Annotated in this window: 21 protein-coding genes; 4 read left to right on the top strand and 17 right to left on the bottom strand. The window is 65.1% G+C overall.

Features of this window, described 5'->3' with window-relative positions; all coding sequences use genetic code 11:
• Nucleotides 1-6 precede the first annotated feature (6 nt).
• The 3 genes from gatC to FYJ28_RS08045 all read right to left on the bottom strand — a co-directional run bounded on the left by gatC (nt 7) and on the right by FYJ28_RS08045 (nt 1,532).
• Nucleotides 7-303: an Asp-tRNA(Asn)/Glu-tRNA(Gln) amidotransferase subunit GatC gene (gene gatC, locus FYJ28_RS08055; protein ID WP_091606413.1), complete on the bottom strand. Its 297-nt coding sequence runs from the start codon at nt 301-303 to the stop codon at nt 7-9.
• A 166-nt stretch (nt 304-469) separates the two neighbouring features.
• Nucleotides 470-964 carry a GNAT family N-acetyltransferase gene (locus tag FYJ28_RS08050; protein ID WP_055240368.1) on the bottom strand — a complete coding sequence of 165 codons (495 nt, stop codon included), beginning with the start codon at nt 962-964 and terminating at the stop codon, nt 470-472.
• 121 nt (nt 965-1,085) lie between these two features.
• Nucleotides 1,086-1,532 (bottom strand): TraR/DksA family transcriptional regulator, encoded by a 447-nt coding sequence (locus tag FYJ28_RS08045; protein WP_082413430.1) that lies wholly within the window; start codon nt 1,530-1,532, stop codon nt 1,086-1,088.
• Nucleotides 1,533-1,845: 313 nt separating this feature from the next.
• Here FYJ28_RS08045 and FYJ28_RS08040 point away from each other — a divergent pair, with 313 nt between their 5' ends.
• A complete protein-coding gene (locus tag FYJ28_RS08040; RefSeq protein ID WP_055240367.1) occupies nt 1,846-2,094 on the top strand; it encodes a hypothetical protein in 249 nt (82 codons plus the stop codon).
• 34 nt (nt 2,095-2,128) lie between these two features.
• Here FYJ28_RS08040 and FYJ28_RS08035 read toward each other — a convergent pair whose 3' ends face one another.
• From FYJ28_RS08035 to FYJ28_RS08015, 5 genes are read right to left on the bottom strand one after another with little or no spacing between them, the layout of a single operon-like run.
• Nucleotides 2,129-2,797 carry an ABC transporter ATP-binding protein gene (locus FYJ28_RS08035; protein ID WP_154578939.1) on the bottom strand — a complete coding sequence of 223 codons (669 nt, stop codon included), beginning with the start codon at nt 2,795-2,797 and terminating at the stop codon, nt 2,129-2,131.
• Nucleotides 2,787-3,689, bottom strand: a complete 903-nt coding sequence (locus FYJ28_RS08030) for an ATP-binding cassette domain-containing protein (protein ID WP_154578938.1) — start codon at nt 3,687-3,689, stop codon at nt 2,787-2,789. Before FYJ28_RS08030 ends, FYJ28_RS08035 begins: the two co-directional genes overlap by 11 nt.
• Nucleotides 3,686-4,552: an ABC transporter permease gene (locus tag FYJ28_RS08025; RefSeq protein ID WP_154578937.1), complete on the bottom strand. Its 867-nt coding sequence runs from the start codon at nt 4,550-4,552 to the stop codon at nt 3,686-3,688. The genes FYJ28_RS08030 and FYJ28_RS08025 overlap by 4 nt, the downstream gene beginning before the upstream one ends.
• Complete coding sequence (locus FYJ28_RS08020) at nt 4,545-5,564, bottom strand: ABC transporter permease (RefSeq protein ID WP_235472034.1); 1,020 nt, start codon at nt 5,562-5,564, stop codon at nt 4,545-4,547. Before FYJ28_RS08020 ends, FYJ28_RS08025 begins: the two co-directional genes overlap by 8 nt.
• 3 nt (nt 5,565-5,567) lie before the next feature.
• Nucleotides 5,568-7,169, bottom strand: a complete 1,602-nt coding sequence (locus FYJ28_RS08015) for an ABC transporter substrate-binding protein (protein WP_154578936.1) — start codon at nt 7,167-7,169, stop codon at nt 5,568-5,570.
• A gap of 148 nt (nt 7,170-7,317) precedes the next feature.
• Between FYJ28_RS08015 and FYJ28_RS08010 the strand changes: the two genes are divergently transcribed.
• Nucleotides 7,318-7,695 (top strand): ArsR/SmtB family transcription factor, encoded by a 378-nt coding sequence (locus FYJ28_RS08010; RefSeq protein WP_055240363.1) that lies wholly within the window; start codon nt 7,318-7,320, stop codon nt 7,693-7,695.
• On the opposite strand, the gene FYJ28_RS08005 is transcribed toward FYJ28_RS08010, so the two are convergent.
• Nucleotides 7,692-8,492, bottom strand: a complete 801-nt coding sequence (locus FYJ28_RS08005) for an inositol monophosphatase family protein (protein WP_055240362.1) — start codon at nt 8,490-8,492, stop codon at nt 7,692-7,694. The genes FYJ28_RS08010 and FYJ28_RS08005 overlap by 4 nt on opposite strands.
• Complete coding sequence (gene ligA / locus FYJ28_RS08000; RefSeq protein WP_326831594.1) at nt 8,489-10,735, bottom strand: NAD-dependent DNA ligase LigA; 2,247 nt, start codon at nt 10,733-10,735, stop codon at nt 8,489-8,491. Before ligA ends, FYJ28_RS08005 begins: the two co-directional genes overlap by 4 nt.
• A 174-nt stretch (nt 10,736-10,909) precedes the next feature.
• Here ligA and FYJ28_RS07995 point away from each other — a divergent pair, with 174 nt between their 5' ends.
• Nucleotides 10,910-11,353: a YciI family protein gene (locus FYJ28_RS07995; protein ID WP_055240360.1), complete on the top strand. Its 444-nt coding sequence runs from the start codon at nt 10,910-10,912 to the stop codon at nt 11,351-11,353.
• A 4-nt stretch (nt 11,354-11,357) separates the two neighbouring features.
• The gene (locus tag FYJ28_RS07990; protein ID WP_229780338.1) at nt 11,358-12,620 is read left to right on the top strand and encodes an RNA polymerase sigma factor; all 1,263 of its coding nucleotides are present in this window, start codon (nt 11,358-11,360) and stop codon (nt 12,618-12,620) included.
• On the opposite strand, the gene FYJ28_RS07985 is transcribed toward FYJ28_RS07990, so the two are convergent.
• The 7 genes from FYJ28_RS07985 to FYJ28_RS07955 all read right to left on the bottom strand — a co-directional run bounded on the left by FYJ28_RS07985 (nt 12,617) and on the right by FYJ28_RS07955 (nt 18,485).
• Entirely contained in the window at nt 12,617-12,832 is a 216-nt protein-coding gene (locus tag FYJ28_RS07985) for a hypothetical protein (RefSeq protein ID WP_154578934.1), read from the bottom strand. The genes FYJ28_RS07990 and FYJ28_RS07985 overlap by 4 nt on opposite strands.
• Nucleotides 12,833-13,145: 313 nt before the next feature.
• On the bottom strand, nt 13,146-14,033 hold the full coding sequence (locus FYJ28_RS07980; RefSeq protein ID WP_154578933.1) for a hypothetical protein: 888 nt from the start codon (nt 14,031-14,033) through the stop codon (nt 13,146-13,148).
• Between the two features lie 21 nt (nt 14,034-14,054).
• On the bottom strand, nt 14,055-14,552 hold the full coding sequence (locus FYJ28_RS07975) for a hypothetical protein (RefSeq protein WP_154578932.1): 498 nt from the start codon (nt 14,550-14,552) through the stop codon (nt 14,055-14,057).
• Entirely contained in the window at nt 14,537-17,365 is a 2,829-nt protein-coding gene (locus tag FYJ28_RS07970) for a hypothetical protein (protein WP_154578931.1), read from the bottom strand. The genes FYJ28_RS07975 and FYJ28_RS07970 overlap by 16 nt, the downstream gene beginning before the upstream one ends.
• 52 nt (nt 17,366-17,417) lie before the next feature.
• The gene (locus FYJ28_RS07965; protein WP_154578930.1) at nt 17,418-17,801 is read right to left on the bottom strand and encodes a DUF6507 family protein; all 384 of its coding nucleotides are present in this window, start codon (nt 17,799-17,801) and stop codon (nt 17,418-17,420) included.
• Nucleotides 17,802-17,804: 3 nt separating this feature from the next.
• Nucleotides 17,805-18,110, bottom strand: a complete 306-nt coding sequence (locus FYJ28_RS07960) for a pore-forming ESAT-6 family protein (RefSeq protein ID WP_055240354.1) — start codon at nt 18,108-18,110, stop codon at nt 17,805-17,807.
• A gap of 39 nt (nt 18,111-18,149) precedes the next feature.
• Nucleotides 18,150-18,485, bottom strand: a complete 336-nt coding sequence (locus FYJ28_RS07955) for a hypothetical protein (protein ID WP_055240353.1) — start codon at nt 18,483-18,485, stop codon at nt 18,150-18,152.
• Between the last annotated feature and the right edge of the window lie 113 nt (nt 18,486-18,598).

The raw sequence follows: 18,598 nt of genomic DNA, 5'->3' as shown, positions 1-18,598 counted from the left end.
AAGTCTTTACTCCTCATCCAGGATGGCAGGGACCTTGAAGCGGCCTTCGGCGTTGTCCGGTGCACCGGACAGGGCCTGCTCATTGGTCAGCGTCTGCCCCACAACGTCCTCGCGGAACACATTCGCCAGCGGGATCGGGTGGGAGGTGGCCGGGATGTCCTCGCCGGCAACTTCGCTTACGGATTTGATCGAATCCACGATGACATCAAGCTCGCCGGCCATTTTGTCCAGCTCGTCATCGGTCATCTCAATGTGGGCCAGCCGCGCCAGATGCGCCACAGCCTCACGATTGATCTCAGACATGAGTCTCCCATGCGTCTTATGCAGTATTTTCGGCGTACGCCGGTATCCGTACCAGTCTACGGCGTTTGGGCCCCCGGTTCTGGTGGGCCGGGCACACGGCGGCAGTGCTGCTTTCGGGCAAACCGCAGAGCAGCGCGCGACGCCGGTGCCACGGCGCGTCGGGCAGCTACAGTTCCAGCCGGAATACCCAGAGGATGTAGTCCTCGCCGGGAACCGTCCAGTCCCTCTCGGGCACGCGTTCGAACCCGAGGGAGAGGTACATGCTGTGGGCACCGAGCATGCTGGTCATGCTGGTCAGGGAAACGGCATGGATTCCCTCCAGGCTGCGGGCGTGCTCAACGATCGCATTAACCAGTGCACGGCCAACTCCCCCGCGCTGCACGGCGGGATCAACGGCGAGCATACGGAACTCCAGCTCACCTTCGACCGCGATGTCCGTGTACGGCTGGCCTGCAAAGGTGACCGCCGCCGAGCCCGCCACGACTCCGTCCTTCTCGGCGACCCAGAGTTCGGCGTGCTCGTCGCGGTGCTCTACGTTTTCAAGTTCCTGGACGTAGGGATTGTCGGCCTCAATGAACCCTGCTTTGAGGTACGCCTCACGGGTGATCCGGCGGATGTCTTCATAGTCTGCCGGTGTTGCCCGCCGGACGGTAATGCTCATTGGTGTTACGAATCCTTACGTGGTGGTTGATTTCCACGGTAGATTCTATCTGCCGCAGGAGCACCTTCCCCGCCGGTGGTGACGGTCGGCACATCCTCGCCGGTGGCTGGATCCCGAGCGGTCAGCGACGCCTGGCAGCGGCTGCACAGGCTACGCAGAAGCGGGCCTCGGGCCGGATTTCCAGGCGGGCTTCAGGGATCGGTTCCCCGCAGCGTTCGCAGATACCGTACGCACCGTCGTCCAGCCGCACCCGCGCGTCGAGAAGCTCAACGAGTGACGCTTCCAGTGCGGCCAGCATGGAGACTTCGTTAGCCCGCTCCACGGAGACCGTGGTGCCTTCGGGATCGTGCTCGTCATCCGCCGGGGTGTCCTTCGCTGCGGCGGTGACTTCTCTAATGTCCGCCAGGACTGTGTCTATCTTGGCGCGGGCAGAATCGATGTGATCGTCGATGATGGCAGCGAAGCGGGCGGTGTCCAGGTCTTTGGGCGTTTGGGGCTTCGGTTCCTGGACACGCGTGGTGACCGCTGGTGCCAGTTTGCGCGATGCCGCTGTGACTTTACGTGGCATGGTGCGTCCTCCCGGTGTCCATGGATCTCGCTGAGTTCCATCAATTATCCGCGCGGGACCCACGAAAACCTGCACCTGCAGAGCGCGCTTTCCTCAGGGCTTAATTCTCCGGCTGTGGGGCGTGACGCCTGTTCCGGGAGGGGAATTTGGGGCGAAGGCTCAAGTTTGGCTCAACTCCTGCTCAAGGAATCCACAATTCTTTTCCTAAGCCTGAATCGGCTTGATCCCCACCCCCGCCGGAAGCATTTGAGCGCTATTCTCACAGCACCGTTCCAGCTTGTTCCGGAACGAAGGTCTAGCACTGGGGGTAGGCATGCAGAATGAAATCAGGCTCGCGCCGGGAATGATTGTGCGCTGCGAGAAGGGCATCAGTTCCGTGCGGCTGCGGGTCATGGGAGCTTCACGCTGCGACTGCAGCAAGATGGGCGTCATAGTCCAGGTCATGGAAGACGCCGTGGTGGACAACTTCCACTACTGGAAAGGCCACGTGATTGTGATGGACCGGGACAAGATCACGGTGGATTCAAAAACCGCCGTACCGTCCTGGACCGGCGCTTACTAAGCCGGTGGCCCGCGGGGCCGGGATGCCCCGAGGCTCATCGTTCTCCGGGAGCAGCAGACAGCTCCGCCAGGCTGGTGACGGAGGTGCACCACGCATCAAGGAGCGGCCGGTCATGGCTCAGGGCCAGGACCCCCATGCCGCGGGACTCAACCTCGCTGCTGATGACGCGAACCAGCGACGCAGTGGTGGCGGCGTCCAGCATCGCGGTCGCTTCGTCGCAGATCAGATAACCGGGCGCTGCCGCGAGTGACCTTGCCAGGCACGCCCGCTGGAGCTGCCCATCGGACACTTCACGGGGGTATCTGTCCAAGAGGTCCGGGGTCAGCTGCACCTGCGCGGCTAGCTGCTCGACGAGGTGTGCCCTCCCGCCCCGGCTTGTTCGCCGTGCCCCTTCCGCGATGATCTGCCGCAGCGTCAGCCTGGGACTGCAGGAGGCCCGCGGAGACTGGAAGAGCATCGCGATGCCGCAGCCGTGTCCGTTCTGTTTCCAGGGCCGCTGCACGGGTTGTCCGTTGCACGTCACCGTTCCCTCCCCCGCCGGCAGCAAACCGGCCAGGATACGGGCCAGCGTGGTCTTGCCGCTGCCGGAGGGCCCCGTGAGGCCGACCTGCCCTCCGGCCGGGACACTGATGGTGACGTTGCGCAGGACAGCTGTGCCGCCGTAGCTGAATCCGGCGTCCACCGCGCTCAGCTCAGCGGGCATAGCCGGCCTCCGCTGCCGCCGCGAGCCGCTCGGCGTAGCTGTACTCCGGGGGAAGGTCCGTCAGCTCCGGGGAGGTGCCGGGCATCGCCTGAAGTCCGTTGGCGGGCAGAGCTGCGAGCAGATCCCGCGAGTACGGATGGGACGGAAGCTCCAGGACTTCGGACGCCGGGCCGGACTCCACGATGCGCCCGGCATACATGACCGAGACTTCGTCCGCAGTGCCTGAATCGGCCAGGCGCTGCAGATCGTGGGTAATGAGGACGACGGCGGCGCCGGCGTCGGCGACGCGGCGCAGCAGCCCCAGCGTCAGCTGTGCCAGGTCAGGGTCCAGGCCGGAAACCGGTTCGTCGGCCAGCAGGACGTCCGGACCGCCGGCCAGGGCAAAGGCGATGGCTGCCCGCTGCAGCATGCCGCCGCTGAGCTCGTGTGGAAACGCGTCCAGCGCCTGCGCCTCCAGGTTCACCTGCGCCAGCAGATCCTGCGGGTTCCTGGCTCCGCCCAGTTCGCGGACCGTTTCCCCAAGCTGGGATCCGACGGTCCGCACGGGTGTCAGGTAGGTGGCCGGAGACTGGGGAACATAGCCGATGACCCGCCCGCGCAGTTTGGCCGCACGGGCTGCTCCGTCCCGACCCGCCGTCAGCGGGGTCCGGGTGCCGGAGGCATCCACATAGTCCAGCTCACCGGCGGCCATCGTTCCCGGCGGCAGCATGCCGAGGATGGCTGAGGCGAAGGTGGTCTTCCCGCAGCCGGATTCACCAACAAGGGCATGCACCCGGCCCCGGTGCGCACTGAAGGCCACGTCGGTGGCCGCGTGGACCCAGGCTGCACCCCGCCGCGTGCGGCTGGGTATGCGTACGGTGTGCCCCTCGGCGCGGATCGCGATGCTGTTCATTGTCTTCCTTCCGTCCGGGAGAGGATGCCTTTCCCGCAGGCGGCCACAGCCAGGGTGGTAACCAGCAGGAGCAGCGCCGGGAAAATTAGGGCCCACCAGCCGCCGAGCATCACTTCCGACTGCGCTTCCTTCAGAAGCGTTCCCAGGGATGCCTGGTCCGGCGACAGGCCCAGTCCCAGGAAAGAGAGCGTGGACTCGTGCCAAATGGCGTGCGGGAGCAGCATGACAGTGGCCACTACCCCCTGTGCCAGCGTCCCGGGAAGGAAATGCCGCCGCAGTACCTCTCGCCGGGTCGACCCAAGGAGGTAGGCAGCCTCCACGTATTCCCGGCTGCGCAGGGACAGGACCTCGGCGCGGACAATCCTCGCGACCTGCGTCCAGTGCGTGAGCGCAATGGAGGCGATGATGGCTGTCACGGAGCCGCGGAACATCGCAACAATGACCACCCCCAGCAGCAGGTGGGGCACAGCGTTGATGCCATCGACCACCCGCATGACGATTCGGTCCGTCCGGCCGCCGAGCGCCGCCGACACGGCCCCTATCAGCATCCCGAGTCCCATCGAGGCAAGCGCACAGAGAACAGCGATGAGCAGTGAGACACGCAGCCCGGAGGCAAGCCGGATGAAGAGGTCACGGCCCGCGTGGTCGGTTCCGAAGGGGTGGGCGGCCGACGGCGGCAGCCGGGCGGAGCTGAAATCGGTCAGCTTTTCGTCCGTGCCGGCAAGCATCGGAACAAAGACGGCGTAGGACGCAATCAGCACCAGGACAGCCACACCCAGGATCGTGCCGGCTGCACGGAGTCCCCGCCTCCGGACGGCGGGGCCGGTGAGACGGAGATCTGCAGCTTCCACGGTGCTAGACATCGGCGGACACCCTCGGATCAATCCAGACATACAGCAGGTCTGCGACCAGCGAACCGGCGAGCACTGCTGCGGTTGTCAGCACCGTCAAGGCCGCCAGCAGCGCGAAGTCCAGGGCCTGCGCCGAGGAAACCACCGCTGCCGCCAGCCCCGGCCAGGAGAACACCGTCTCCACCAGCACCGCCCCCACGATGACTTCCGGCAGCCGGGTGCCGAGGACGGCGATGAACGGAGCGAGGGCGGCAGGCATGACGTGCCGGCGGACGACGGTCCTTTCGGACAGTCCGCGCAGCAGGGCTCCGCGCACGGCGTCGGATGCGAGCGCCTCCCTGGTGGAAGCCCGCAGGGAAAGTGCCAGCCAGGGAAGCTGTGAAAGCGCCGTAGCCGTAACGGGGAGGATCATATGGCGCAGCACCTGCCCGGCAGTTGGCTCCGTGCCCGGATCGCTCAGCCCTCCCCCGGGCAGGAGCCCCAGGCCCAGGGCGAAAACCATAAGCAGCCCCAGCGAGATCACGAACGGCGGCAGCCCCTGGAGCAGGGTTGCCGCCGCTGCCGTGATCCGATCCAGGAGACCGCCCGGGCGGCGGGCGCACCGGGCAGCCAGCAGCAGCGAACCGACGGCTGCCAGGAGCAGGCCGGTTCCCGCGACCAGCAGCGTCCAGGGCAGCCGTTCAGAAATCACGGACGCCACCGGCTGGCGGAACACACGGGAGTAGCCAAGGTCTCCTGACAGCGCGGATGTCACCCAGTGCCACCAGGCCTGGATCCACGAGGTGCCCAGCCCGAGGGATTCGGACAGCACCTCGCGCTGTTCCGCGGAGGTCTGTGCAAAGCGGTCTCCCAGGTACGCGGCAAGCGGATCGAAGGGCGAGATGCTGGCGAGCAGGAAAACGAGAAGGGAGACGCCCACGGCCACCGGCACGCCCAGGCCCAGACGCCTCAGGACGATCACCCGCGTCTGGCGCAGGCGCCTGCGCCGTCGCGCCGGCCGGGACGCGGCTTCGATGCCCGGCACCGGTTAGTCCCGCGTCCAGTCGCGGAGACTCCACCAGAAGCCCCAGCCGACGTCGTGGGCGTGTGGTTCCAGCACGGTCTGGACGTTGTTCCAGCCCTGGTCTTCCTGGACGTAGTTGTGGTCGATGAAGGCCAGCATCACGTAGCCGGGATCCTGGATGTAGAGGTCCTGGACGGCCAAATAGTGCTTCGTGCGTTCGTCCGCGTCCAGGGTGCTGCGCGCGGCCTCAAGGTGGGTGTCCATTTCCGGGCTTCCGGTGCCGCCGGGATTGGCAAAGGGCGAGCCGCCCTCAAGCGGGCTGTGGAGGGTTTCGAAGAGCTGTGTGTCCAGGTCATATGGCTTGTCGCCGCCGCCGAGCAGGATGCCCACTTCTCCGCGCCGCTCCTCGATGACGTTCCAGTCCGTGCCGAGAAGCGTGACGTCTACACCGAGTTCGGACATGTTCGAGGCAAACGCGAGCGCAAGGTCCCGCCGCAGTGTGTCAGTGGCGTTGTAGGCAACCTCAAACCCGGCGCGCTCTCCGTCCCTGGTCCGGATGCCGTCTTCGCCGCGCAGCCAGCCTGCATCGTCCAGCAGCTGACCGGCTGCCTCGGGATCGTAATCGAACACCGCGTCCGGGTCGAAGGCTTCCCCGTAAATGTCAGCCACCGGAGTATGGGCGGGTTTGCCGCGCCCGCCCAGGACATGGTTCACCATGCCCTGGCGGTCAGCAGCCATGTTCATGGCCATCACTGCGGCCGGGTCAGCGGCAAAGACACTGTCCGCCGGCAGCGACAGCCCACGCCAGTCGGCCGTCTTGACGGCCTCGTAAATGTATCCGGACTTGCCCTCATACTGGGCTGCCAGCAGCGGCGGCAGGACCGTACCGTCGATTTCCCCGGACTGGAGCCGCTGGGCCCGCGAATTGTCATCCGGGACGTGGATGATGGTGACGGTTTCAACTTCGGGAGCGCCGTTCCAGTGATCCTCATTGGCCGTAAGGACCGCTTCGCCCGGGCGGAGCGACGTGAGCCTGTACGGTCCGGTTCCCACTGGATCCGTGTTGAGGGTGGACTCTGCCGCCAGTCCCGGAGTCAGCCGTTCGGACGGTGCAATCCCCAGCAGCAGCCGGCTGGGGAAGCCCGCATAGGGGTATTTCAGGGTGAAGGTGACCGTGCCGTCCTCAGAGGCTTCGACATCCCGGAGCATGTCATAGGACGTTGCCAGTTCGGATGCCGACGCCGGATCTACGACGGCGCGGTAGGTCGCCGCGACGTCCCCGGCGTCCAGGTCCGTGCCGTCGGTGAACTTCACCCCGGGGCGGACGTGGACTGTCCACTGCGTTCCTTCGGCGTTACTCTCCGGCATGCCTTCCGCGAGCCACGGCGCGAGCTCCGGAAGCGCCGAAGACCCGTCCTGGGGAGACAGGCGCAGCAGGCCGTCGTAGATCTGTGACTGACCGCTGTCTCCGTGACCGCCAACCGGGTTGAACTGTCCGGGTTCGTTTGCATCCGCCAGGATGATTCCGGTGGTCTCCCCCGGTGAGCCGCTGCAGCCGGCCACAACTCCGCAGACCAGTATGGTGCCGGCCGCCAAGGTCCTGCTCTGATGCTTTCCTGCTGGCATAGGGAAACCCCTCAACGTATGCATACGTGTGCAGCTATTGGTGGATCAATTCTCGATTCCTGCGCCGGGCACAGCTAGGGTTCAGGCATCGAAGGGGCGCTTCAAACCGAAATTGGTTTCGCAGCCGCAATCTGTAAGGGAAGGGTTCATGGGATCTGCTACCGGCAAGGCTCCAGAAGACTCCGCAGCCCGCGCACTGGACGCAGTGGACGTTGCGGCGTGGTGTACCCGGTTCGAGTTGATCTCAGATCCCACGAGACTGCAGCTGCTGCTCTGCCTGCATTTCAGTCCCGGCATCACCGTGACCCGGCTGGCAGCTGCTTCGGGGGTTTCCCAGACAGTGGTAAGCCAGTCCCTGCGCCGGCTGCGGGACAGGGAATGGGTTCAGGCGGCCAAGGTGGGGCGTGAACACCGCTACCGGATTGTGGACGATTCCCTTCACCAGCTGCTGCACGTCATTGGGGCGCCGCATTCGGACCACAGCGATCAGCATTCACGCACACACGGCGTGCCGGGGCCTGCCTAGGCGGGCGGCACCAGCCAGGCCGTGGTCACGGCTGCCAGCCGCTCGGCGTCGTCCATCTTTCGGTCCGGCGAGCCGGGACGGCGAACCGTCAGGCCCGCTTCCTCGGCGATAAGCGCGCCGGCGGCGAAGTCGTGCTCGTTCAGTCCCCGCTCCACATAGGCGTCCAGCGTTCCGTCAGCCACCATGCACAGGTCCAGTGCCGCCGAGCCGAGCCGGCGCACGTCAGCGTAGCCGTCCATCAGGTCCGCGAGCGCTGCATACTGTTCGGTGCGCACCTCCGGTTCGTAGGAAAAGCCCGTGCCCAGCAGCTTGCCCGTCCGTTCGGGGTCCGGGCCGTGGAGCCGGCGCAGGCTCCCGTGCTCGGCCAGCCACGCGCCATGGCCCTTCGCTGCCCAGTAGACGCGCACCAGCGCCGGTGCGTGGACTACCCCGGCCAGCCACCCGCCGTCGGCGTTCACCGCGGCCACCGACGTGGCGTAGAAGGGAATGTTGCGGATGAAGTTGGTGGTTCCATCCAGCGGGTCCACCGACCAGCGGATGCCGGAGGGATCCTCGGGAACGCTGGCTTCCAGCTCTTCCCCGGTGACCGTGTCAAAGGGACGCATCCGGTTGATCACGTCCCGGACGGCGTACTCGGCCTCGGTGTCATAGGCGGTAACCCAGTCTCCGGAGGCTCCCTTGTTCTCGACGTGCAGCCCTGCCTCCGACCGTTTGGCCAGCACAGCGGCTCCGGCGGCGGCTGCCTGCCGGGCGACGTCGAGCAGTTCCAGCGGGTCAGGGGCGGGTGCTTCGGTCATGGCGTGGTTTCCTCGTCCTCTGCATTGTCTTCTGCGTTGTCCGCTGAATCCGAGTCCAGCGGTCCGTTTTCCAGCAATTGGCGGAACCCGTCTTCGTCGAGTACGGGAACTCCCAGCGACTCTGCCTTGTCCAGCTTGGTGCCGGCGTTCTCCCCCGCCACCAGATAGTCGGTCTTCTTCGAAACGGAGCCGGAGGCCTTGCCGCCGCGGGTGATGATCGCTTCCTTGGCTTCGTCGCGGCTGAAGTTCGGCAGGGTGCCGGTGACGACGATTGTGAGGCCTTCCAGGGTGCGGGGCTGGGATTCGTCCCGTTCATCAGCCATTCGGACGCCCGCACGGGCCCAGGAATCGACGATTTCCACGTGCCAGTCTTCGGCGAACCATTCCTCCAGCGCCGCGGCGATGGTCGGGCCCACGCCGTCCACGTGCGCGAGCTGCTCTTCGGTGGCTGCCCGGATGTTCTCCATGGAGCCGAACGCAGTTGCAAGGGCGCGTGCCGCCGTCGGGCCCACATGCCGGATGGACAGTGCCACCAGGACCCGCCAGAGCGGCTGGGACTTGGCCTTTTCAAGTTCTTCGAAAAGCTTACGGGTGTTGGCCGACGGCTCGGACGGCTTTTTGGCGGTTCCCTTGGTGTAGAAGTACGGCACCAGCTCGGTACCGACCACTACGCCCTTGGAGCGTTTGGGCCGTTCGATCCGGACATCGGCCAGGTCTTCGACCTTGAGATCGAACAGACCGGCCTCGCTGGTCAGCGGCGGGTTTTCGGGTTCGGCGGGCGAGGTCAGTGCGATGGCCGCTTCCCAGCCCAGGGCTTCAATATCGAACGCACCGCGGCCGGCCAGGTGGAACACACGCTCGCGCAGCTGGGACGGGCAGGAGCGGGCGTTGGGGCAGCGGATGTCGACGTCGCCCTCCTTCGCCGGCTTCAGCTCGGTGCCGCAGGAGGGGCAGTGGGTGGGCATCACGAAGTCGCGTTCGGAACCGTCGCGGAGTGCGGCGACGGGTCCCACGATTTCGGGAATGACGTCGCCTGCCTTGCGCAGCACCACGGTGTCGCCGATCTTCACGCCCTTGGCCTTCACCACGTCCTGGTTGTGCAGCGTGGCCATCTCCACGGTAGACCCGGCCACCTTTACCGGCTCCATGATGCCGTAAGGGGTGACCCGGCCGGTGCGGCCCACGTTGACCCGGATGTCCAGCAGCTTGGTGTTCACCTCCTCCGGCGGGTACTTGTACGCCACGGACCAGCGCGGCACCCGGGAGGTGTGGCCGAGCGCGCGCTGCAGCGCGAAGTCGTCCACCTTGACCACAATGCCGTCGATCTCATGGGCCAGGTCGTGCCGGTGTTCGCCGTTGACGGCAATGAACTCCAGGACCTCGTCATAGGTGTCCAGCACCTTGTAATAGGGCGAGGTGGGCAGGCCCCAGGCCTTGAGCAGCTCGTAGGTTTCGGACTGGCTGGCGGCTCCGAGGCCTTCCCGGGCGCCGATGCCGTGCACGTACATGCTCAGCGGGCGTTCCGCGGTGACTTTCGGGTCTTTCTGCCGCAGCGACCCGGCGGCAGCGTTGCGCGGATTCGCGAACGGCGCCTTCCCGGCGTCGACCATTTTCTCGTTGAGGCGGGTGAACTCCTTGGAAGGGATGAACACCTCGCCGCGGATTTCGACCTCGGAGGGAAGGTCCTCGCCCTCGAGGCGGCGCGGGATGGAGGCAATCGTGAGCACGTTGTGGGTGATGTCCTCACCGGTGGTGCCGTCGCCTCGGGTGGCGGCCCGGACCAGCTCGCCGTTGCGGTACAGCAGGTTCACCGCCAGGCCGTCGATCTTCAGTTCGGTCAGCCACCGGACCTTCGACCCCGGCGCGATGGACGCGATGGAGGCCTCGGCCCGCTTCACCCAGGCATCGAGCTCATCCAGCGAGAAGACATCTTCCAGGCTGTACATCCGGGAGAGGTGTTCCACCGGCGCGAACGCCGCGGATACTTCGCCGCCGACTTCCTGGGTGGGGGAATCGTTGGTCACCAGTTCGGGGTGGAGTGCCTCGAGCTTCTCGAGCCTGCGGTACAACTCGTCGAACTCGGCGTCGGAGACCAGCGGGGCGTCCTCGTTGTAGTACGCGAAGCGGTACTTCCGGACCTGGTCGGAAAGGGTCTCGTACTCTTCGCGCAGGCTGTCACTGGGAGGGGTATCCGTGCTGACGGCGTCGACGGCTTCTTCGGGGGAGGTCTTGGCTGTGCTCACCTACCCAATCTTGCCGTATGTACGACGGCGGCGGGAGCTATGCGGGACCTGCCGGCTGCCGCGCGTCCCCGGCTCGGGAAATAAATCCCCAATGGCTGTCGATATCCGTGCGGCCCGTTCGACGGCATAGTAGGAGCAGCACGGAGCGCTCCCCCTAGAGATCAGGAGAATGCCATGAAGTACATGATGATTATGCGGACCACTGATTCGGCCGTTGAAGCTTCCAAGGACATGCCGTTTGAAGAAATCATCAACGCCATGGGCGCCTACAACGAGTCGATGATCAACGCCGGCGTCCTGCTGGCTGGCGAAGGGCTGGCTGAAGCGACGGAGGACGCCAACTTCCTGGTGGACTTCGCCCAGGATCCCCCGCTGATCACCGACGGGCCGTATGGAGAGACCCACGAACTTTTCAACGGATTCTGGATCATCCAGGCTTCCTCAAAGGAGGAAGCTGTGGAGTGGGCCAGCCGGTGCCCGCTTGGCCCCGGCGCGAAGCTGGAAGTCCGGCGGGTAACCGATGCCTCTGACTTTGAGGACTTCGCTGACAACGAGTACATCCAGAAGGAAGAAGGCTGGCGCGAGCAGGAAGAGAAGCTGCGCGCAGAGAACCCCTAGCGTCATGGCGTCCATGGACTGGGCTGGTGAGGACACCGCCGCGGCGGTCCGCCACCGGATAGACGCCATGTGGCGGATTGACGGTGCGCGGATTGTCGCGGCGCTGGCCCGTGCCACCGGGGATGTCGGGCTGGCGGAGGATGTTGCCCAAGAAGCGGTGGCTGAGGCCCTGGCCCAGTGGCCGGCCGAGGGAGTGCCGCGGAACCCGGCTGCGTGGTTGACCGCCGTCGCCAAGCGCCGCGCGATTGATGCCTGGCGGCGGGCGGAGCGTCTCGAGGAGCATTACGCGGACCTCGGCAGGGAGCTCCGGGACGCGGCCGCCCCGGCGTGGGATCCGCTGCCGGACGACGTCCTGAAGCTGATTTTTGTGGCCTGTCATCCGGTGCTGTCCCGTGAAGCGCAGGTGGCGTTGACCCTGCGGATTGTGGGCGGACTGTCCACCGGGGAGATCGCGCGGCTGTTCCTGCTTCCGGTGGCTGCGGTGCAGCAGCGGATTGTCCGGGCAAAGAAGACCCTGGCCGCCGCCCGGGTTCCTTTCGATGTACCGGAACCGAATGAGTGGCGCGACCGGCTAGGCGGGGTGCTCGCGGTGATCTACCTTCTGTTCACGGAGGGGTACGCTGCGTCCGCAGGGCAATCGTGGATGCGCCAGGACCTTGCTGCAGAGGCACTGAGGTTGGGCCGGCTGCTGTCCCGACTCGTTCCACGGGAGCCGGAGGCTCTCGCCCTGGTGGCGCTGATGGAGTTCCAGGCATCCAGGTTCCGCGGCAGAACGCGTGCGGATGGATCACCCGTGCTGCTGGCCGACCAGGACCGCACGCTGTGGGACCGCGCCCAGATTGAGCGCGGGCGGGCTGCCCTGGCTCAGGCTGATGCGCTGGGGCGGGGCAGGGGTAGCTATGCGCTGCAGGCTGCGATTGCGCAGTGCCACACGGTTGCGCCGAGTGTCGAGGGCACGGACTGGCACCGTATCGTGCTGCTGTATGAGGCTTTGGGCCGGCTGGCACCGTCTCCTGTGGTGGAGCTAAACCGTGCCGTTGCGGTTTCCATGGAGACCGGTCCGGCGACGGCGCTGGAGATGGTGGACCGGCTTGCTGCCACGGGTGCGCTCCGCGGTTCATATCTGCTGCCCAGCGTGCGGGGTGAGCTGCTGTCCCGCCTCGGCCGGGTCGAAGAGGCACGGACTGAATTCAGTGCTGCTGCTGCGCTGGCGCGCAACGACCGGGAGCGGGAGGTTTTGGAGGGCCGCGCGGCTGGAATGCCTTAGCGCGTCAGCAGATCGTGCTCGGTCAGGACGACGTCGCTGAGGTCTTCCCAGCGGAACGCTCCGTGATACTCGCTTGGTCCGGCAATAGTGATCTCAGGGATTTCTCCGCGGCGAATCTGCTCCTCCTTCGGGGCGATATCGACAAAGGAGTACACCGTCCCCTCGCGGTATTTTTGGATGCCTACCCCGAGCCCTTGCCAAGTTGCTAGCACTGAGATGTCCACCAACCGGTCCAAGTCTCTTTCAGAGACTATCCGGGTCCAAGACAAGGGCCTGCCCCTGTCATCCGCATCATCAGACGGCTGCCACTGTTCCCCCGGGGATTCTTCGGCATGCGTATAAAGAAACAAGCGTCCATGACCCAATGAGTTGGCCCGAAACCACTCACCCTGCAAGACACCGTACAGACCCGGGACCCGCATCCCGTTGGGCAAGTATCGCTGTGCGCGCCGGTACTCTGGCTCGGGTGTCCTCTCCTCGCCTGTATCGGGAAGAGGTGGTACCAGCCGTAATCTAGTCACCGGGTCACCCCCGGAACGCCAGCGACGGCAACCGGTTCTGGACCACCTGAACATCCTGCACCTGCGACGCCGGCACCACCGTCCAATACACCCCGGCATCAGCCTTGTTCAGCCCCAACGCCTCAGCCCGGTCAGCGTTACGCCCCGTATAGAACAACCGGTACACCTGCCCGCCCTCGCCCTGGGCGACATCCGTGATCCGGAACGGCTCCCCCTGCCACGAACACGTTGCCAGCAGCTCATAGAAGTCCCGGATCTCCCCCAGTCCCACCGTCCGGCGCCAAACCCCCTTCGGGGTCTGCTCAAAACCCTCCACCCCGGGATCCGACGTGGCCGCCACTTCAACGGACCGGCCTTCATCCACCAAATCAGCACGGAACACCTGCCCCTGCCAGACCGCTGACCAGCCCATAATGTGCGAGGGGGTATGCGCACCAGGCCGGGAGATGCCCGAGGCATCGGAAACACCCCAGCCGGTCGCCACCTCAAAATAGACCGCGATCAGTTCCTCAGGCTGCCCTGCCCGGATACGCCACAGCTCAGCTCCCGGGGGAAGCGCACACTCATCCAGGAAATACACCGGCACCACACCACCGGACCACGCAGCGAAACCCGTCCCCGTAAACGGCGGACGGTCCACAAATTCCGGGCCCGCAGCATCGTGCACATATATGGACAACGGCACCTGGAACCGCAGCACATCAACGTACCCGGCAGCCCGGTCCCACGGCGACCCCGGGAAATCCAGACCATGAACCGCAAACAAGTCCTCCGGCGTCCGCGCATTCACCGCATCCCCGGCGTTCACCACAAACCCCGAAATCGTGTCCCGGTTACCACCCACCAAGTACTCAACCTGCGCCGGACTCAATGCCTTCTGAAAAAAATTCATTACTACCCTTCGGTAGATCAATCAGTCACTGCCAAATGGAATAGTTTCTACGTTGATATCCCGAATACGGTCAGCAGGAAGCCAGCCAGCAACGAATACGTGTTCCAACGGTTCGTTCTCGCTAAACGGCTTGAAGTTGTGGTTGTTGATAAGTTGGCGCTTGTACTGCGCAGCCATCGGGTCGATGCTTTCCACGGCCAGCTTCCCTTCATGGTCTTCCGCGATGACCATGAAGTGACGTCCCGGGCCCATGTTGCCGGTGACCTCAATGCTGTGGCGGTTGGTAACTTCGTCTGCCGGGACATCCAGGCTGTGGGTAAGGGGAGTTTTTGCAAATCGGTTCGGAAAGGTTGCGGTGTGCCATTCCGGGCCTGGCGAATCGCCGCCGTTCTGCACCAGGGTCAAATACCCTTCATATGGCTTCAGGGACCAAAGCTCAAATTCTCGCCCCTTCCATGTCCCGTAATTTCCGGTGAGTTTTGTCCCGTCTTTTCTCCACATAATTACAGGCTCATCCATCCAGTTTTTTGATTAAAGACTCCCACTAATACTTCGTTTCCGTCCCTGTCGATCCGCCACATTTCCGCACCTGATTCCATTATCACACCCCTGTCGACCTTGAGTTCCGGCACCACAGGCAAAGCGTCAACCCTGCTGCTCGTAAGGCCATGACCGGTGTTCGGCCATTCCGCGCGGTCAGCAAGTGTTCCTGCTCCCGATTCGGTATTCGCGTGTTCCCGGTAGGTTGCAATGTCCTGTTCCGTGAGCCGGATGTCTTCGGGCGTGAGCGTTCCGTCGGCCTCTCTGATCTGCTCTGCAACCCGGTCACGGCGCAGTTCCTCGACGCGGAGATGGTTGGAATAGTCCGGGATGTGGATAGGCGCCGCCTTTTGGGCGTGGAATCGGACCGCATAGACTGCTTCCGTTTCCCCCACCCGGTATGGCATTCCGGCATTGTTGGGAAGGACGTAGTCCAACCGCAGACCCAGGATAATCTCGTCTACTGTTCGCAATAAGGACGTGTCGGACGCCTGCGAGATGAACCCGCCCATGCTGCCTGCATAGAGGTCCTCATTGGCCAGGACAAGGCGGGCATCGTCAGCCCCCATGATCTTCTGGAACGGCTGGCTGATATCCCCACTGCCCAGCAGATGCCGGACGTCGTGGACCATGATCGCCTGCGCATCGGTCAGGTCATAGTAATAGCGGGTCGGAATCCCCCGCAGCGCGTTCTCCAGCGGGCTGGCGCCGGGGCGAACCGGTCCGCGAATCTCTCCGTCGAAAGCCTTCTCCAGCAGGTCAGCAACTTGTGTCTCCACCACATGCGGCGGCAGCTTGCCGTCCGGGCTGCGCAGCCCGTCCAGGGCCTGGAACTCAGACGGCGAGAGATGGGCCGCTAGGAAACCGTCAGTGTTCTTCCACGTCGCAGGATCCAGGGAACGCTGCAGCTGCGCAATCTGGTCGTTCCGGGTCGAGACCGTATGGGTGCGGTCCCCGAGGTCCACCTTCTCGACCCGGCCTTCCGCGTCGTAGTGCACAACAGGCTTGGTCGCAGGTGCATCCATGGCATCCGGCCCCTCAGCTGACGCGGGCGAATCAGCATCACCGTTCCGCGGTCCGGCAGCATCGTCAACCGCTGCAGCACCAGGCCGCACATCGTCGGCATCGCCCTTTCCACCCGGACGGCCGTCGTCGCCATCCACACGTCCCGCGGGAGCAGACGTCTCCGTGGTCTTGCCCGACGGCGTGCGGTCCTCCGGCACGGCATGCCCGGGCTTGCCCGACGGCGATTCAGCACCAGAACCGTTGCCGCGCACCGGGGCATCCGGTGCAGATGACCGGCCGTTGCCGGAGGGCTCAGGAACGTTCGTGCGCACCGGGGCATCCGGCGTCGTCGTCGAATGCGGGACCGTGGAACCGGCACCCGAACCGGCACCGGTGCGGGCCGGTGGAGTGTCGGGTGTGAAGGCCACGACGCGGGGGCCCGCCCCGCCGGCACCGGCCAGCGCCGGAGTCCCGAACCGGCCGTGGCCGGCGTTGGCCAGCACGGTATCCACCTTGCTCAGGGCTGAGTTCAGTGCCGCCCGGCCTGAGTCCAGCGCTGACTTGCTCGAATCGATCACAAACTGATCCGCCGCCTGCCACGCATCTCCGACCTTGCCGACGGTCACCCGGGAGGTATCCACCACCGTGGTGATGGCATTGATCTTGAACGCCTGCGCGGCGTCGGTGACCTTCACCGTCACCCCGGCCACCTTGCCGATACCGGTGGCATTCACCACGGCCGAGACCTTGCCCGAGGCATTGGCTACATCGCCGATCTTCCCCGCCACGGAACCGACCTTCGCCGTTGCACCGGCACCAGCCGTCAGCAGGATCGACGCCAGGTCGAACGACGTCGCACCGGCAGCGTATGCAGGATCGGTCTGCCACTCATCCCAGTGGATGGCAGCCTTGCCAACAGCCAGCAGTTCATCCCCCGCCTGCTGAACACGGTCACTGTTGCCACTGGCGTGCAGGGCAATCTGGACAACAGGGGTAGTCATGATCACCAGGTTTACTGCGAGGTTCCCCAGGCCCTTCCAGGTCTGTTCGAAGGCCTCCGCACCGCCGAGCCCAACCATGTTGCCGAGCCCCGTGACTGTGCCGGTAACGCCGCTCCAAACACCCTTGCCGAAGGAGGCAACACCGTCCCAGGCGTCCCGGTACCAGGGTTTGTCCCACTCGGTGGGCTGCCCCCAGGGAACGTTGCCCTCCACCGCAGCGGCGTCGAGCTGTTCCCCGCTGAACCCGAACTCCACTTCACCGGTCCCGGCGCCTTCTTCAGTGGTCAGCACATACTTCGGGCCGCCGTAGATAGCGCTGATCGCGTTGGCGCAGACGCGCTGGGCTTCCTGGAGATCCGAGTACAGCCGGTTCAGGTCCCCGATGATGTTCTGTTCCGCCTGGATCAGGCCTTCGTCATCATCCCAGTCATCCTGGCTTCGGCCGCGGGTGCGGGAGAAGAAGTTGGCAGCATCCGCTTTTACCGCGTCCAGCCGCAGCTTTAGGGCATCCACGGTATCCGCGTAGGCCAGCACGGCTTTATCGACGGTGCCAATGTCCGCATCGAGATCCGCGGCGGAGGACGTAACCGGGCGGAAGGCGTTGAACACCACTTCGGAACCGGCAATGTCATAGACGTCCGGTGACTGCAGGTGTCCCCACGCAGTGGAGGATTCCTCAGCGGTGTCCACGACGGCGCCGACGGCGCTCACCAGCGCCGCGGCCGCTGCGCGGATCACTTCCGGATCCGGCAGCACAGCCTCGAACGCTGCGATGTCGATGCTCAATGGTTTCCCCCGGTTTGAACTGGATACGAGTGCTGCTGGGCCTGCGGCTGGCCTAGACGGCCTGCGGTCCAGGCCCGTAGTGGGCTGCAGGTTCCGGCGCCGGCGGCGGATCGTCCGCCGCAGACTGTGCGGCACGCATGGACGCTTCGCGGGCATCGCCGGCCATCTGCGCGTCGGATTCGAGCAGGACGGCCAACACGTTGTTGACCGCGTTCACGGCGTTCGAGGAGCGCCCGGCAATGTTGGTGAAGGCCGGGTTGATCAGCTTCTCGGTGAGGGCTCCCAGTTCCGCGGCCACCGGCTCAGCCATGCAGGCCGTGGCCAGCTCGCTGATCTTCTCCCCCACCGCAGCGAACTCGGCACCGTATTCCTCCAGCAGGGGTGCTACCTGCTGGAGGACCCCGGAGACGGCACCCGGGTTGACGTTGTAACTCACCTGCTAGCCAATGTTCTGGACAGCGCTCCTGGCGCGGGAGCCGGCGCTGGAAGCGGTCTGGTCGTTGAGGTTCAGCGTCTGCTTGACCAGGGCAATGATGTTGCGGGTCTCGTTGGCGGCGTTGCGGAAGCGGTTCTCCACCGCCTGGTACTCCTCGGAGACTCCGTCGGCCTGGAAGTCGGACATGGCCGCGTTCACGGCCTTCTCCCGTTCCCCGATCAGGGACTCAAGGCGGGCAACAATGGCCTGGATGTCTCCCTGTACGGCAGCGGAAGTATCGGTGTCATAGCTCAAACGGTCCTGGGACATGGCAATTTCCTTCTCTAAGACTGTGTAAAAGGGCGGGAGTTAGCGTGAGGAGCCAAAGCGTGCGGCATCAAAGCTGGCCGCGCCCTGCTGCTGGGCTGCGTTGTCCGCTGACTCCTGGTCGCCCATCTGGAAGGAACGGTCCATTTCCGACTGGCCCATCAGGATCGCCGACAGCGAGCTGTTGAGCTCGTTGGCGATCTCATCGGTGCGGGCCTTGAACTCATCGAAGCGGACCCGGCCCTGGCCGTTGAACTTGCCCTGGAGCGGGGTGACGGCGTCCATGAGGTTGCGGACCAGCTGGCCCAGATCCTCATTGGAGTGTCCCGTCTGCTGCGTCAGTGTGCCGAGAGTCGAGGACCCCATATCGAATTTCATTCGTCTACCACCTCCGGCACCTGCGTGCCAATCGTCCGGTCATTCCCCCCGCTGCCGTCCTCCGGCCGCCCAAAGCGGCCCGGCCTCCGCGCGGTACCCCCTTATACAAGCCG

It is taken from the genome of Arthrobacter sp. BL-252-APC-1A (genome assembly GCF_009696625.1).
Classification (GTDB): Bacteria; Actinomycetota; Actinomycetes; order Actinomycetales; family Micrococcaceae; genus Arthrobacter_B.
This window is presented reverse-complemented; position numbering and strand designations above follow the sequence as displayed.

Excerpts from the sequence above, each read along its gene's own strand:
- gatC (WP_091606413.1), bottom strand. The coding sequence starts at position 303 with ATGTCTGAGATCAATCGTGAGGCTGTGGCGCATCTGGCGCGGCTGGCC.
- FYJ28_RS08050 (WP_055240368.1), bottom strand. The coding sequence starts at position 964 with ATGAGCATTACCGTCCGGCGGGCAACACCGGCAGACTATGAAGACATC.
- FYJ28_RS08045 (WP_082413430.1), bottom strand. The coding sequence starts at position 1,532 with ATGCCACGTAAAGTCACAGCGGCATCGCGCAAACTGGCACCAGCGGTC.
- FYJ28_RS08040 (WP_055240367.1), top strand. The coding sequence starts at position 1,846 with ATGCAGAATGAAATCAGGCTCGCGCCGGGAATGATTGTGCGCTGCGAG.
- FYJ28_RS08035 (WP_154578939.1), bottom strand. The coding sequence starts at position 2,797 with ATGCCCGCTGAGCTGAGCGCGGTGGACGCCGGATTCAGCTACGGCGGC.
- FYJ28_RS08030 (WP_154578938.1), bottom strand. The coding sequence starts at position 3,689 with ATGAACAGCATCGCGATCCGCGCCGAGGGGCACACCGTACGCATACCC.
- FYJ28_RS08025 (WP_154578937.1), bottom strand. The coding sequence starts at position 4,552 with ATGTCTAGCACCGTGGAAGCTGCAGATCTCCGTCTCACCGGCCCCGCC.
- FYJ28_RS08015 (WP_154578936.1), bottom strand. The coding sequence starts at position 7,169 with ATGCCAGCAGGAAAGCATCAGAGCAGGACCTTGGCGGCCGGCACCATA.
- FYJ28_RS08010 (WP_055240363.1), top strand. The coding sequence starts at position 7,318 with ATGGGATCTGCTACCGGCAAGGCTCCAGAAGACTCCGCAGCCCGCGCA.
- FYJ28_RS08005 (WP_055240362.1), bottom strand. The coding sequence starts at position 8,492 with ATGACCGAAGCACCCGCCCCTGACCCGCTGGAACTGCTCGACGTCGCC.
- FYJ28_RS07995 (WP_055240360.1), top strand. The coding sequence starts at position 10,910 with ATGAAGTACATGATGATTATGCGGACCACTGATTCGGCCGTTGAAGCT.
- FYJ28_RS07990 (WP_229780338.1), top strand. The coding sequence starts at position 11,358 with ATGGCGTCCATGGACTGGGCTGGTGAGGACACCGCCGCGGCGGTCCGC.
- FYJ28_RS07980 (WP_154578933.1), bottom strand. The coding sequence starts at position 14,033 with ATGAATTTTTTTCAGAAGGCATTGAGTCCGGCGCAGGTTGAGTACTTG.
- FYJ28_RS07975 (WP_154578932.1), bottom strand. The coding sequence starts at position 14,552 with ATGGATGAGCCTGTAATTATGTGGAGAAAAGACGGGACAAAACTCACC.
- FYJ28_RS07960 (WP_055240354.1), bottom strand. The coding sequence starts at position 18,110 with ATGTCCCAGGACCGTTTGAGCTATGACACCGATACTTCCGCTGCCGTA.
- FYJ28_RS07955 (WP_055240353.1), bottom strand. The coding sequence starts at position 18,485 with ATGAAATTCGATATGGGGTCCTCGACTCTCGGCACACTGACGCAGCAG.